The organism is Kibdelosporangium philippinense, from assembly GCF_021390435.2.
GTDB classification, from domain to species: domain Bacteria; phylum Actinomycetota; class Actinomycetes; order Mycobacteriales; family Pseudonocardiaceae; genus Kibdelosporangium; species Kibdelosporangium philippinense.
On sequence record NZ_JAJVCN010000001.1, the window covers coordinates 3,878,888 to 3,893,114 of the forward strand.

Sequence of the window (14,227 nt, forward strand, 5' to 3'; positions counted from 1 at the left end):
AGCCGGGTGCTGATGACCGACGGGAAGCGGCTGTGGTGCGCTGTTGGTCGTCGACTCGAGTGCTGCTAGGCGGCGTGTTGAAGCCGACTCGGATGTCGTTGACCGCCTACTTGAACTTACGGCAGCCCGCGATGGCGTGGCAGTGCGGTCCACGCGCTTTGACAGTCCGACGGCATCTGTCTCTGTCGCGTCCGCGACGGCGTAACCCCTTGTTTACTCGCGGCAATGAGACTTCGGCCGTCGAACCTGCGGAATGGCAGAGCCTCATCGATAGGTGGATGGCTGTTTGCCAGTGCGCCGAGTGATTGGCGGAAGATGCACGAAGGCACTGCACGTTCGGGTCGGCGGAATCGCCTGCGCCGCAACGCGGGTCTTGCCGGTCCGCCCCCGTCTCCGAGGTGAGGGAGACGTGACCGCCACCGCAGGAAACGACGAGGACATGCAGACCGCCGTGGCCGTCATCGGAATGGCTGCTCGGATACCCGGCGTCGCGGACATCGACGAGTTCTGGGCTGCGCTCGTCGCCGGCCGCGATCTGACCACTCGCCTCGACTCCGGACGCACCTACGGGGTGGTCGCCGGCACCGGATGGTTCGACGCCGCGTTCTTCGGGGTCGCGCCGCGGGATGCGCAGGTGCTCGACCCTCAGAATCGGGTGTTCCTCGAGTGTACCTGGGAGGCTCTGGAGCACGCGGGCTACGACCCAAACACCTACCCAGGTGCCATTGGCGTGTACGCCGGGAGTGGCGAAACGGACCATTTCGCCGTCCTTCGTTCGCAGCGGCAGCGGTTCCCGGATATGACGGACGAGCAGCTCCGGCTCGCTGCCAGCCGAGACTTCCTCACTAGCCGGGTGGCGTACACGCTGAACCTGCGAGGCCCAGCCGTCACCGTGTACACCGCCTGCTCCACCTCGCTGGTCGCCGTTCATCTGGCCTGCCAGGCTCTGCTCGCCGGCGACTGCGACATCGCGCTGGCCGGTGGGGTTTCGTTGCGTGGCACCGCAGGGGATACGGAGGATGTCGACCTGGTTTCACCGGGCGGCTGCTGCCGGCCGTTCGACGCGGATGCCGACGGAATGGTCGGCGCCGATGGAGCGGGGATTGTCGTGCTCAAGCGGCTGCCCGACGCGCTCGCCGACGGGGATCACGTCGACGCCGTGCTGCGGGGATCGGCGCTCAGCAACGACGGCTCCGGCAAGGTAGGTTTCACCGCGCCGAGCGTGCCAGGACAAGTGGCTGCGATCAGTTCCGCATACCTCCTCGCCGGAGTTCCCCCGGACACCATCGGGTACGTCGAGGCGCACGGCACCGGCACCACGATCGGCGACGCGATCGAGGTCCGCGCACTGTCGGAGGTGTTCGGACCAGGCTCGCCTCAGCGGTGCGTGCTCGGCTCTGTCAAGTCGAACATCGGCCACTCCGACACGGCGGCAGGCGTGATCGGCCTGATCAAGGTGGTGCTGTCGTTGCGCCACGGCCTCATTCCGGGCACCGCGCACTTCCGCCGCCCCAACCCGCACCTCGATCTCGCGGCAGGTCCGTTCGTGGTGACGCGCGAGGCGACGCCGTGGCCGGTGGGTAACGGTCCCCGCCGAGCCGGGGTCAACGCCACCGGGATCGGCGGGACCAACGCTCACGTCCTCGTGGAGGAGGCGCCCACCGCTCCCCTACCTCCCGACGACGACCGCTACCACCTGCTCCCGCTGTCGGCGCGCACCGCTTCAGCACTCGTCGAGTCGGCGGCGCGGCTGCGCGACCGGCTCCGGCGAGACCCGGTCGTCATCGCGGACGCGGCATGGACCCTGCAGACCGGCCGCGCGGCGTTCGCACACCGGGCCTTTGTGGTGTGCCGCGACCGCGACGAAGCGGTCAGGGGTCTGACCGGCCTGGCCGAACATGCCCAGGCCCCCGTGAACCCTGCGACGGGTACGCCACATGTCGCGTTCCTTTTCCCTGGGGAATGGGGCGGGCACGTGGGCATGGCGCGCGAGCTGTACGTGCAGGAGCCGGTGTTCCGCGCGGTCATTGACGACTGCGCCGCTCGAGCAGCTGCGGACCTCGGCCTGGACCTGCGGCAGGTGCTGTATCCAGAACCAGGTGCCGAGGCCGAGGCGCAAGCGCGGCTGACCACGATGACCGTGTGCCAGCCCGCGCTCTTCGCGGTCCAACACGCCATGGCCGAACTGTGGGGATCTCGTGGGCTAAGCCCGCACTCCGTCCTCGGGTACAGCCTGGGTGGGTATGGTGCCGCTGTCTCGGCCGGAGTGCTCACCATGGACGACGCACTGTCGCTGGTGCTCACACGGGGGCGGCTCTTGGACCGCTTGCCCGAAAGCGCCTTGCTTGCGGTGCCACTGCCCGAGGCCGACCTGCTGCCGATGCTCGCCGACGACATGGCGATCGCTGCGGTCGATGGCCCGCGGCAGTGCGTCGTCAGCGGTCCCACAGCTGGTGTCGAGCAGCTCCTCCAGCGCCTTGCCGGCCTCAGAGAGGACGCCCGCCGGTTGCCGATCGCCTCCGCGGCACACTCGGTCCTGGTCGACGACATCATCGACGAGTACGCCGATGCGGTGGCGTCGGTGCAACTGCGCCCACCACGGCTACCGTGGATTTCCGACCGGACCGGTGCACCGGTCGTAGCGAGCGACGCGTGCGACCCCGCTTACTGGGTCGCTCACCTGCGTCACACCGTCCGCTTCTCCGACGCCCTGGAGACCCTGCTCGCCGGCTCCGCCGGGATCCTGCTGGAGGTCGGCCCCGGCCACGCACTCGGGAACCTGGCACGGCAGCACCCCGGCTGCGGACCCGGCCGCACGATCGTGCGGAGCCTGCCAGACGCAGCCGAACGAGCCGGGGGCGCCGCCGAGTCGCTCCGCGCCACCGGAGTGTTGTGGCAGGCCGGGCGGCCCGTGCGCTGGTCCGCGCTGCACCACGGCCGACCGCCCCAGCGCGTCCCGCTGTCCACGTACCCGTTCCAACGCGAGCGGTTCGCGGTCGACGACCCCGCGCCCGTCGTGGCGGCACACACGCCGCCGAGCGCGGCGGAACCGGTGTCCGGACACGACGCGGACCGGGCGGCGACCGATCCGCGCACACCGGTCGAGAAGGCGATCGCCGAAGTGTGGCGCGCAGTGCTCCGCGTGCAGCATGTGGGCATCGACGACAACTTCTTCGAGCTCGGCGGCCACTCCCTGCACGCGACGCGCGTGCTGGCGCGGCTGGGTCAGGTGCTGGGCGCGGACGCCCCTCGGCTCACGATCATGGACGTCTTCGACCACGCCACGATCCGCGAGCTCGCCGCGCTGGTGAGCGGATCCGATCCGCGGGAAGGGGCCGGCTCAGATGACCTTCGGAGGACGTCCCGTGAGTGACCTGACCGAGCTGCCCTCGACACCGACGACGATCCCCGTCGTGCCCGGCGCGGAACCCGTGATGTCGTTCGCCCAGGAACGCCTGTGGTTCATGGACGCGTACGCGCCCGGCACCACGGCGTACACGATCCCGGAGGCCTGGCGGCTGCGCGGCGCGGTCGATCCAGCAGCGCTCGCTGCGGCGTTGAACCGGGTCGCGGCCCGGCACGAGCCGTTGCGGACCCGTTTTCCCGCGACCGTGGACGGCCGGGCCGTCGTGCTCGTCGACGATGTCGGCGCGATCCCGCTCACCACCGCGGAGGCCGTGTCCGACGACGCCGTGGGGGCCCTCGTCGACGCCTTCATGGCCGAACCGTTCGACCTCACCGCCGGCCCCGTGGCACGGGGGATGCTGATCACGATCACCCCCGGCGAGCATGTGTTCGCGCTCGCGGTACACCACATCGCGGCCGACGGCTGGTCCACTGAACTCCTCCTCGGTGAGGTGCTGGCCTGCTTGGCCGGCGACCCGCTACCGGACCTGCCGGTGCGCTACCGCGACTACGCCGCATGGCAACGCGCCCAGTCCAACACCGAGCACGATGTGTCGTACTGGCGCGAGCAGCTCGCCGGCGTCGCGCCGCTCGAGCTGCCGACCGACCGGCCGCGGCCCCCGGTGCCGACTTACACCGGCGCGGCGCACCAGTTCTCGGTGGCACCGAGTGTGCTCGACGCGGTGCTCCAGCTCGGGCGCAGGCACCGGGCCACGCCGTACATGGTGCTGCTCACGGCGTTCGCGATCCTGCTGGGTCGCCGGGCGCGACAGGACGACGTCACGATTGGGTCGCCGACGGCCGGCCGGCCGGTTCCCGAACTGGACGACCTCGTTGGCTGCTTCATCAATATGGTGACGATGCGGGTCGACTCCTCGGGTGACCCGACGTTCGTCGAGCTGCTGCATCGGGTTCGTGCCACGGTCGGGCACGCGTTCGCCCACCAGGAACTGCCGTTCGAGCGCCTGGTCACCGAACTGAACGTGCCGCGTGAGGTGTCACGTTCGCCGCTGTTCCAGGTCGTCTTCTCCCTGCAGAGCTACGAGGCAGACCTGCCGAGCCGCCCATCGCTCACCGTCACCGCCGACGTCCCCCTGTCGTACTGCGTGACCCGGTTCGACCTCGAGCTGCACACCGCGGGCGACGGCGGCTTCACACTGATCTACAACACCGCTCTGTTCACCGCGGACTCGATTGCTCGCATGGGCGCCCACTTCCGTGTCTTGCTGGAGGGTATTGCCGCCGACCCGCACGCCCCGATCTCAAGCTACGAGCTGATCACAGCCGACGAGCGCGCGCAGCGTGCACGCTGGAACGACACCAGCGCCGATCTCGGTGCCGACCAGTGCCTGCACGGCCCGGTCGAGGCACAGGCGCGCAGGACGCCCGACCACCCGGCTGTGATCCACCCCAGCGGTCAGCTCTCGCATGCCGAGATCGACCGGAGGGCCGAGCACCTCGCGGTGCGGCTGACCGCCGCTGGGGTGACGAGGGGCGACCTCGTGGCGGTCGTGATGGAGCGCGGCTGGGAGCAGGTCGTCGCGGTGCTGGCGATCAACAAGGCCGGCGCCGCCTACCTGCCTGTCGACGCCGATCTGCCCGAGCGGCGCCGCAACGAGCTCATTACGCGCGGCGGCTGCACCGTGGCACTCACCCAGGCGGCGCTGTGTTCGCGCCTGACCTGGCCGGACGGGCTGGCGGCGCTGCCCGTCACCGAGGCGTCGGGCGACTCGGTGACGGCCTGCCCCGCCGAGCCCGACGACCTCGCCTATGTGATCTTCACGTCAGGCTCGACCGGCACGCCGAAAGGCGTGATGATCGAGCACAAGGCCGCGCTCAACACCGTCCGCGACATCACCAGGCGGTTTCGGGTAGGACCCGGCGACCGGGTGCTCGCGCTGTCCGCGCTGAGCTTCGACCTGTCGGTCTACGACGTCTACGGCACGCTGGCCGCGGGTGCCACGCTGGTCATGGGGCGGGCCGCAGAGAACAAGGACCCGGCCGCATGGGCACGGATCGTCGCGGACCAGCGGATCACCGTGTGGAACTCGGTACCCGCGCTGATGGAACTGCTGGTCGAGCACGCCGAGCGAGAAGGGACCGACATCAGCTCGCTGCGGCTCGTGATGATGTCCGGCGACTGGATCCCGCCGACGCTGCCCGACCGCATTCGTGCGCTCGCCCCGAGAGCCGAGCTCGTCAGCCTCGGCGGAGCGACCGAGGGGTCGATCTGGTCGATCTTCTATCTGATCGGGCATGTCGACCCGTCGTGGACCTCGATCCCGTACGGCCGCCCGCTGACCAACCAGCAGTTCCATATCCTCGACCGCGGCATGTGCGACGTCCCGGTTGGTGTGCCCGGCGAGCTGTACATCGGCGGCGCTGGAGTGGCAACCGGTTACTGGAAGGACCCGGAGCGGACCGCGGCGGCGTTCGTGACGCACCCACGCACCGGCGCCCGCCTCTACCGCACTGGCGACCTCGGTCGGTACCGGTCCGACGGCGTGATCGAGTTCCTCGGACGGGCCGACGCCCAGGTCAAGATCCGCGGCTACCGAATCGAACTCGGCGAGATCGAGGCACACCTGACCCGACATCCCGAGGTCGCCGAATGCGTCGTGACCACCCACGGAACGGGCAACGCCGCGCAGCTCGTGGCATATTTCGTGGCAGCACCCGGACACGTACCGGGCCCCGCGCCGCTGCGGTCACACCTCGCAGCCGCGCTACCGGCGTACATGGTCCCCAGCGCGTTCGTCATGCTGCCTCAGCTGCCGCTGACCGCGAACGGCAAGGTGGACCGCGGGCGGCTGCCCGCGCCCGAGGCGCCCGTCGATCGCGCGGCCGAGCGGACGCAACCACGCACCGACTCGGAGCGGGCGATCCACGCGGTGTGGGCGGACGTGCTCGACCGGGCCGACATCGGGATCGACGACGACTTCTTCGCCATGGGCGGTCACTCCCTGCTCGCGATCAAGCTGGTGGAGCGGCTGAGGCGCGCGGCGGCAGGCGGCACCGCGATCGCCGTGATGGACCTGTTCACCCACCCGACGATCCGGCAACTCGCCGCTCTGCTCGACGGGAGCACCACGACGACGCGTGGGCTCCTGCACCGGTTGACGCCGGAGCCGGCCGCCGAGCCCGAGCTCAACTACGTCGCCGTTCCGTACGGCGGGGGCGGCGCGATGGTGTACAAGCCGCTGGCGGACGCACTGCCGGCCACACACGCGCTGTGGTCGGTCGCCATCCCCGGCCACGACATCGGGATCGACGAACAGCGCGCGCCGTTGGAGGAGATCGCCGCGCGGTGCGTGCAGGAGATCCAGGAGGAGGTCGCCGGGCCGATCGCGCTGTACGGGCACTGCGGTGTCGGCTCGGCGCTCGTCGTGGAGATCGCCAGGAAGCTGGAGGCGGTCGGCCGAGTCGTCGAGGCGGTCTACATCGGCGCGATCTTCCCGTTCGCCAGACCGGACCGCGGCCGGCTCGGCGCGCTGGGCCGCCTCACCAATCCCGACGCGTGGCGCAGCGACCGCTCCTATGCCGATGGCCTGACCGCGCTCGGGCTCGACATGAGCGACATCGACCCCGCGCAGGCGCGGCATGTCATCCGCAACACCCGCCGCGACACCGAAGCGGCGGAGGAGTACTTCACACGGCTTTTCGAGAGCTCAGTGGAGCGGCTGCGGGCGCCGGTCATCAGCGTGGCCGGGGAGCATGACCCGGCGACCGAGTACTACCAGGAGCGCTTCCGCGAGTGGCACTTCCTCAGCGACACCACCGCCGTGGTGCTGCTCGACGAGGCAGGCCACTACTTCCAGAAGCACCGCGCTGCCGAGCTCGCCGAGATCGTGACGACCACCCATCCGGCCGTCACCGCTGGTGGGCCGGCGGAAGGCGACGGGTGGCGGCTGCTTGACGTCTCGCGCGCGAGTTCGGACGTACGCGACGCGCCCCGGCCCGCGGTGCGCAGGTTCCTTGCGGTGGCGGCGGGGCAACTTGTCTCGGCCGGCGCCGCGGCGCTGACCGCGTTCGCGATCCCGATCTGGATCTACCTCGCCACCGGCTCGCTCGTGCAGTTCGCTTTGTCCGCCATGGCCGGGCTGGTGCCGGGGCTGCTCATCATGCCGCTGGCAGGCACGGTGGTGAGCCGTTGCGACCGTCGCACGATCATGCTCGCGGGCGCGGTTGGCGCGGGTGCGGTCCAGCTGCTGCTCGGTCTGCTGCTGTGGGCCGGGAACCTGCAGATCTGGCACATCTATCCGCTGCTCGCGCTCCTGGCGGTCGCGCTCGCGTTCCAGCGGCTCGCCTACCGCTCCGCCGTGCCGCAGCTCGTCCCCAAGCGGTACCTCGATCACATCGCCGGTGCCGCCCGGATGCCCGCGGGGGTGAGCCGGTCGATCGTGCCGATCGCGGCCGTCGGACTGATGGCCGTCGTGGGATTGGAGGGCATCCTCGTTCTCGGCGTGGTGGGCTACGTGGTCGCGATTGCCGTCACGCTCCTGGTCCGGTTCCCACGGACCATGGCGGGGCCAACGGAGTCAGTGATGGCTGAGATCAAAGCGGGGTTCCGGTACTTGTGGGACCACGCCCGGTTCCGCCGCGCGCTGATCTTCTTCGCGGTGCTCGACGTGCTGCTGGCGCCGCTGTTCCTGCTGATCCCACCGCTGGTGCTCGCGGTCGGCACGCTCACCGACCTCGGCTGGATCCTGCTCGGCTCGGGGCTGGCAGGTGTGCTGGGCGGCCTCGTCATGACGATGTGGGGCGGCCCGGCGCGGCGACGAATGCGTGGTGTGCTGGTGTGCACGCTCTGCCTGGCCGCGTCCTGCCTGGTGATCGGCCTGCGAACGGATCTGGTGACGATCGGCATCGGCGTGTTCGGCATATCGCTGTCGCTGACGGTGCTCAACGGGATCCGTGCCGCGATCGTGGAAGTCAAGGTGCCGCAACGGTTCCACGGCCAGGTTCGCGTGCTGCACGCGGCGATCGCGTGGTCGGCGTTGCCGATCGGCTTCGGGCTGATCGCGGCATTTGCGTCGGTGCTGTTCGAGCCGCTGCTGTATGTGCTGGGCGCCGGGGCCATCGCGCTGCTGGCAGTGGTGGCGCCCGTCGACGTCCAGGTGGTTACGAGCCCATCTTCTCGATGAGACCTTTCGGGCGCATGTCGGTCCACGACCGGTCGACGTAGGCGAGACAGTCCTCGCGGCCGGCTGGGCCGAAAACGGGTGACCATCCGGCCGGAATGTCGACGAGCTCCGGCCACAGCGAATGCTGGTTTTCGTGGTTCACCACCACGACGTACGTCAGCGGTTCATCGCCGAACGGAATTCTGCTCACCACGCAACTCGTTTCACTGTCGCCGCCGTTTCAAAATGTGACGTTCTCAATGCGCGCAATTCGACTCGGTCTGGTCGTCACCCAGGGCTAAAGCAAAGTCGGTTGATCTTGGGAGTGGTGGGGCGGGGTGAGGTTTTCCCTGGTGGGTAAGGAGATGCGGCCCTTCGATGGGACGATGTGAGTTCTCACGCTCTTGATCGTCTGTCGAAAGGCCGCTGGTGTCAGTGTCGCATGCCGTCTGCGTACCCGTCGATGCGTCGGTCATGATGGGCTCGGCTGAGCTAGCCGACTTGGTCGCGTTGCTGGGCAAGGTCGCCGATCCCCGTAAACGCCGGGGGATTCGGCATCACATCGCCACGGTGCTGGCCGTGACGGTGCTGGCGGTATTGGCGGGGGCGAAGAACTACCGGGAGGCCGGTGACCGGGCCGAGGACTTGCCGCAGGAGTTGCTGGAGCTGGTCGGGGCGCGGCGGAGCGTCCTATCGGGACGGCGTGTGGCGCCGAGCGCGGACACGATCCGCCGGGTGGTCGAGTCGGTGGACGCCGAGGCCGCCGACAGGCTGGTGTGCCACTGGCTGGCTGATCGAGCGATGGCCCTGGCCGGCGACGACGGCTGTGCTGGCTTCGACGGGGTGGCCATCGACGGCAAGGCCGTGCGTAATTCCGGTGGTGTGCGCCTGTTCTCGGCGATGCGTCACGGCCAGGCGGTGGTCATCTCGCAGATCCGGGTCCCCGACGAGACGACCGAGACCACGCAGGTCAAGTCGTTGCTCACGGGTATGGATCTGGCGGGTGCGGTGGTCACGGCCGATGCCGCGCACACCCAGCGCGACACCGCGCGGCACCTGGTGTCCGACAAGCAGGCGGACTACGTGCTTGCTGTCAAAGGCAACCAGCCGACCCTGTTGGCCCAGGTCCAAGCCCTGCTGCCGCCTGCTGCCCCAGGGTCGGAGGACCATGTGGACGACGAGCGCAGCCACGGGCGGATCACCCGCCGGGCCATCTGGGCGACCGTCGCCGAGGGCGTCGATTTCCCTCATGCCGCCCAGGTCTTCCGCATCCGCCGGGACGTGTTCAACCTCGCCGGGCAACGCGTCCACAAAGAGATCGCATACGGCGTGACCAGCCTGAACACCGAGCGAGCGTCCGCTCGGGACATTGGTGGCCTGGTACGGGGTCAGTGGGGCATCGAGAACAAAATCCACTGGGTCCGCGACGTCGTGTTCGCTGAGGACCACCAGCACGCCTACACCGGCAACGGTGCTCACGCCATGGCCATGCTCCGCAATCTGGCCATCGGCCTGATCCGCCTGGCTGGACTCACCGAGATCAAACGCACCCTGGAATGGATCGCCGCCGACCGCATGAGAATCCTCCCGCTCCTGGCCGCATCTACCCCCTGAACAGCAACAACGACTTTGCTATTGCCCTGGGTCGTCACCGCGACACTTCAGCACTCGATCCGAAATCTGTCAAGCAACCGGCGGAAACATGCCAAACAATCGTGGTCGCCAGGGTCTGTCCGGCGACCGTTCACATTCGAGCCTTCTGTTGTTCAGATCGGATTGCCCTGCGGTCATCGACATGGCGGTACAAAAGTGAATATCCGAAGCACGGGAGGAATGTGCGGTGCTGCAGCGAGATTCTGAAGTCGATGCAGGTAGAGCGGGTGGCCCGGGGCAGGTCTGCGGTCACGGAATCCGGCTTGTCATGGATCCCGGAAAAGGTCGTTGCGTCATTTCGGCCACTCGATTCGTGCGGGGGCAGACCGTTGTTGTCGGCGACGTCGAACGGGTCGTGCCCACTCGGACGAACCATTCTTTCCAAGTCGGATGGGATACGCACGTGGATCTGACGTCGCCGGCTCGGGACATCAACCACTCCTGCAATCCGAACACCGGGATCCGTGACAACGACCGGGGTGGATTCGACTTCATCGCACTTCGGGAGATCGTCCCGCCGGAAGAGATCACCTGGGATTACGAAACGAGTGAGTACGTGAGTATCGCCGTTCCCCGGTGTCTCTGCGGCGAGGCCAATTGCCGGTCGGTGATCCGTGGGTTCAAGTACAGGCGCCATGACAAACATTGGCAGCCTACGCACCTGGCCCGCTATCTCGGCGGCAATCAGTTGCCCGGGGGATCCGATGACCGATGACCAGGTCGAGATCGACGGGTACCGAGCCGAACCCGCCCGTGCGCGCGCCGGACACCCCTTGTCACTCCAACAGCAAGAGGTCTGGTTCCTGCATCGGGTCGCTCCGGACAGCATTGCTCACCAGGCGCAGACAACGATCCATGTCGCCGGTGCCTTCGATCTCGACCTGCTCGACCGCGTCATCACGGAGATAAGCCGGCGGCACGAGATTCTCCGCACCACCTACTCGGAGATCGACGGCAGACCGCGGCAGGTGGTGCACCCGCCACAGCCGATCCGGGCGCGGCGGCTGGACATCAGTGACGTCCGCGAAGGACAACGCGAACTGCTGGACGAAATCGTAGCCAGGGAACTTCGCAGGCCCACGCGCATCACACACCTGCCGCTGATCGACTGGACCGCGGTCCGGCTGTCCGGCGACGAGCACGAACTCATCCTGGTGAAGAGCCACCTGCTGCACGACGGGTGGTCCTTCGCGCTGCTGATGCGCGAGTTCAAGACGCTTTACAACGCGTTCGCCGAAGGCGTCGAGCCGCCGTTGGCCGAACTGCCCATCCAGTACCGGGATTTCGCGTGCCGGCAACGCTCGGCGTTGGCGACCGCGCCCATGCTCGCGCAGCTCGCTTACTGGCAGAACCAGCTCGGCGACCTCCCGTCCCCGATCGAGCTGCCGTTGGACTACCCACGGCCCGCGACTCAGAGCTTCCGCGCGGAGACTCTGCGGGTGGAGCTGCCACCTGGGCTGCCGGCCGCGCTGCGCTCGTTCTGCCACGCTCACCGGGTGACGCTGTCCAGCGTCATGCTCGGGGCGTTCTACGCCCTGCTGTCCCGCTACACCGGGCAGCGGGACATCTGCGTCGGCTCTTCGTTCGCTGCCCGGCAGGCACCCGGGACCGAGGACCTGATCGGCGTGGTCGCCAATACGGTGCCGTTGCGGTGCGACGTCGACCCCACTCTGGGCTTCGAAGATCTGGTCGAGAAGGTGCACAGCGTCGTGCTGGACGCGACGGCGAACGAGCTGCTGCCGTTCCTTGAGCTGGTCCGGGTGGTCAACCCCACCCGGCAGCCGGGTCGCCATCCACTGACCGACGTTCTCTTCAGCGTCGACGACTCCCCGATCCCGGACGTCGAGCTCGTCGGAGCGACCGGGACGATCTTCGAGCACGGGAACGGCGCGGCGAAGACGGACCTGAACGTCGTGGTGATCCCGGGCGCGGAAAGGGCGGAAAGGCAGGGCGCCGACGCCGGACACATCGACGGCCGGGTCACCATGCGCTGGGAGTACGCCGCCGATCTGTTCGACCGCGCGACTGTTCGACGGATGGCCGACAGTTACCTGCGGCTGCTGGCTGACGCGATCGCCAGGCCGAAGGCACCCCTGTTCGGGCTGGCCCTGCTCAGCCCACGCGACCGCGACATGGTGCTGACCGACTGGAATCCCGAACGCCATCCCCCTGCCGGCGACAGCCCGCTCGTTCATCATGCGGTTCGGGCACAGGCTCGCAGCACACCGGACGCTCCGGCCATCCGCGACGGCGCCCGCGAGGTCAGCTACGCCGAGCTGATCCAGCAGGCGGACTCGCTGGCAGGCATCCTCCGCGCACGCGGCGTCCTGCCTCGGACGGTGGTGGGGGTGTGCCTGCCACGTGGCGCGGACCTGGTGATCGCCGAACTCGCCGTGCTCTGCGTCGGGGCCGCCTACTTCCCCCTGGATCCGGAGAATCCGCCGGCCCGCCTGGCTGATCAGTACGCCGCCGCCGGTGCCGTCCTCATCGTCACCGACAGCGTGACAGCTGAGCGCGTCCCCGGTGATCTCGCACAGCTGTCCATGGACCGGCTGCCCGACGCAGCCGACGTGGTCGACGCCGGTCCGCCGAATACGACGCACGACGACCTCGCCTACCTGATAGCGACATCCGGCTCAACCGGCCGGCCGAAGATCGTGATGGTCGACCAGCGGTCGCTCGCCAACGCGGTCACCTGGCGTTGCCGGCGCTGCGACCTCAGGCAGACCGACCGGATCGCCCAGGTCGCCTCTCCTGGGTTCGACACCTCCGTGATGGACATCTGGCCGACCCTGGTCTCCGGCGCGACCCTGTACGTGCCCGACCAGGACACCCGGCTCGATCCGGAGCGCCTGCGCTCGTGGCTGGTCACCGAGGGGATCACCGTCACCGAGTTGCCGACGGCGCTGGCCGAGCGCGTCCTAAAGTTGACCTGGCCGGCCGCCTTTGCCCTTCGGGAGCTGATCACCGGGGGCGACCGGCTCCGAGTCCGGCCCGCCGCAGGCCTGCCGTTCCGGGTGCTCAACGAGTACGGCCCGACGGAGACCACTGCGACCGCGACGGCCGGGCACATCGAACCCGCCGGAACCGTGCATGGGCCTCCCGACATCGGACGCCCTATCACCGGTGTCAGCGCCTACATCCTGGACGCGTGGCGGCAACTGGTACCGCCCGGAGCGACCGGTGAACTCTGGATCGGTGGCGTCGGTGTCGCCCGCGGCTACCACGGTTCGCCAGGGATGACCGCGGACCGCTTCGTTCCCGACCCGTTCTCCGAGGTCCCCGGGAGCCGGATGTACCGCACCGGCGACCTCGTCAGACATCTGCCGGATGGGCGCATCGCCTTCCTCGGTCGCCGGGACCGCCAGGTCAAGCTGCGTGGCTACCGGATCGAACCGGCCGAGATCGTCGAGGCACTGCGCGCACACCCCGCAGTGGCCGACGCGGTAGTGCTGGCTACGACCGACGAGGACGGGAAAGGCGAGAAACGTCTCGTCGCCTACATTGAGGCGGAAGACCAACCGGCGCTGCGGCAGCAGCTGCGTGAGCACCTCGCCGACCGCCTCCCGCGATACATGATCCCCACCGATTTCGTGGTGCTGGACTCGTTGCCGCTCAACCGGAACGGGAAGGTGGACGAGCGCGCTCTGCCGGCCCCCGGGCCGCCTGAGCCCGATCCCGGCTTCCGGGCTCCCCGCACCGGTACGCAACAGTGGCTCGCTGACACCTGGTGTTCAGTGCTGCGGCTGGAACGAGTCGGTCTCGACGACAACTTCTTCGACATCGGCGGGCATTCGCTGCTGTTGGCCGAGGTGCAGCGGGAGCTTGCCGGACGGGGTCACGAAGTGTCGGTCGTGACGCTCTTCGAGTACACGACGATCCACCAGCTGGCGAGGTATCTGGACGATCGCGACGTGATCGACGGCAAGGATGCCGACGAGTCCGGTCGAGCGGCACGGCGGGACGCCGGGCGCGCTCGTCTGAGCCGCCGCCGGGCAGCCCTGCGCTCAGCTGGGCTGACGAATGCCGCCGAGGAGGGCGCGTGA

The 14,227-nt window shown here is 68.8% G+C and carries 6 protein-coding genes; 5 read left to right on the forward strand and 1 reads right to left on the reverse strand.

Annotated elements, in window-relative coordinates:
• The first annotated feature begins 409 nt into the window (after positions 1-409).
• Together LWC34_RS17950 and LWC34_RS17955 are read left to right on the forward strand one after the other, a co-directional pair.
• On the forward strand, positions 410-3,373 hold the full coding sequence (locus LWC34_RS17950) for a type I polyketide synthase (protein WP_233726180.1): 2,964 nt from the start codon (positions 410-412) through the stop codon (positions 3,371-3,373).
• Positions 3,366-8,549 carry a non-ribosomal peptide synthetase/MFS transporter gene (locus LWC34_RS17955; RefSeq protein WP_233726181.1) on the forward strand — a complete coding sequence of 1,728 codons (5,184 nt, stop codon included), beginning with the start codon at positions 3,366-3,368 and terminating at the stop codon, positions 8,547-8,549. Before LWC34_RS17950 ends, LWC34_RS17955 begins: the two co-directional genes overlap by 8 nt.
• On the opposite strand, the gene LWC34_RS17960 is transcribed toward LWC34_RS17955, so the two are convergent.
• On the reverse strand, positions 8,527-8,739 hold the full coding sequence (locus LWC34_RS17960) for an MbtH family protein (protein WP_233726182.1): 213 nt from the start codon (positions 8,737-8,739) through the stop codon (positions 8,527-8,529). The genes LWC34_RS17955 and LWC34_RS17960 overlap by 23 nt on opposite strands.
• 218 nt (positions 8,740-8,957) lie before the next feature.
• Here LWC34_RS17960 and LWC34_RS17965 point away from each other — a divergent pair, with 218 nt between their 5' ends.
• The 3 genes from LWC34_RS17965 (at position 8,958) to LWC34_RS17975 (ending at position 14,227) form a co-directional block, all read left to right on the forward strand.
• Entirely contained in the window at positions 8,958-10,142 is a 1,185-nt protein-coding gene (locus tag LWC34_RS17965; RefSeq protein ID WP_233722717.1) for an ISAs1 family transposase, read from the forward strand.
• A 442-nt stretch (positions 10,143-10,584) separates the two neighbouring features.
• The gene (locus LWC34_RS17970; RefSeq protein ID WP_233726183.1) at positions 10,585-10,896 is read left to right on the forward strand and encodes an SET domain-containing protein-lysine N-methyltransferase; all 312 of its coding nucleotides are present in this window, start codon (positions 10,585-10,587) and stop codon (positions 10,894-10,896) included.
• Positions 10,886-14,227, forward strand: a complete 3,342-nt coding sequence (locus LWC34_RS17975) for a non-ribosomal peptide synthetase (RefSeq protein ID WP_233726184.1) — start codon at positions 10,886-10,888, stop codon at positions 14,225-14,227. Before LWC34_RS17970 ends, LWC34_RS17975 begins: the two co-directional genes overlap by 11 nt.

Bases quoted from the DNA above. Each gene is read 5' to 3' on its own strand.
- LWC34_RS17975 (WP_233726184.1), top strand. From the start codon at position 10,886: ATGACCGATGACCAGGTCGAGATCGACGGGTACCGAGCCGAACCCGCC.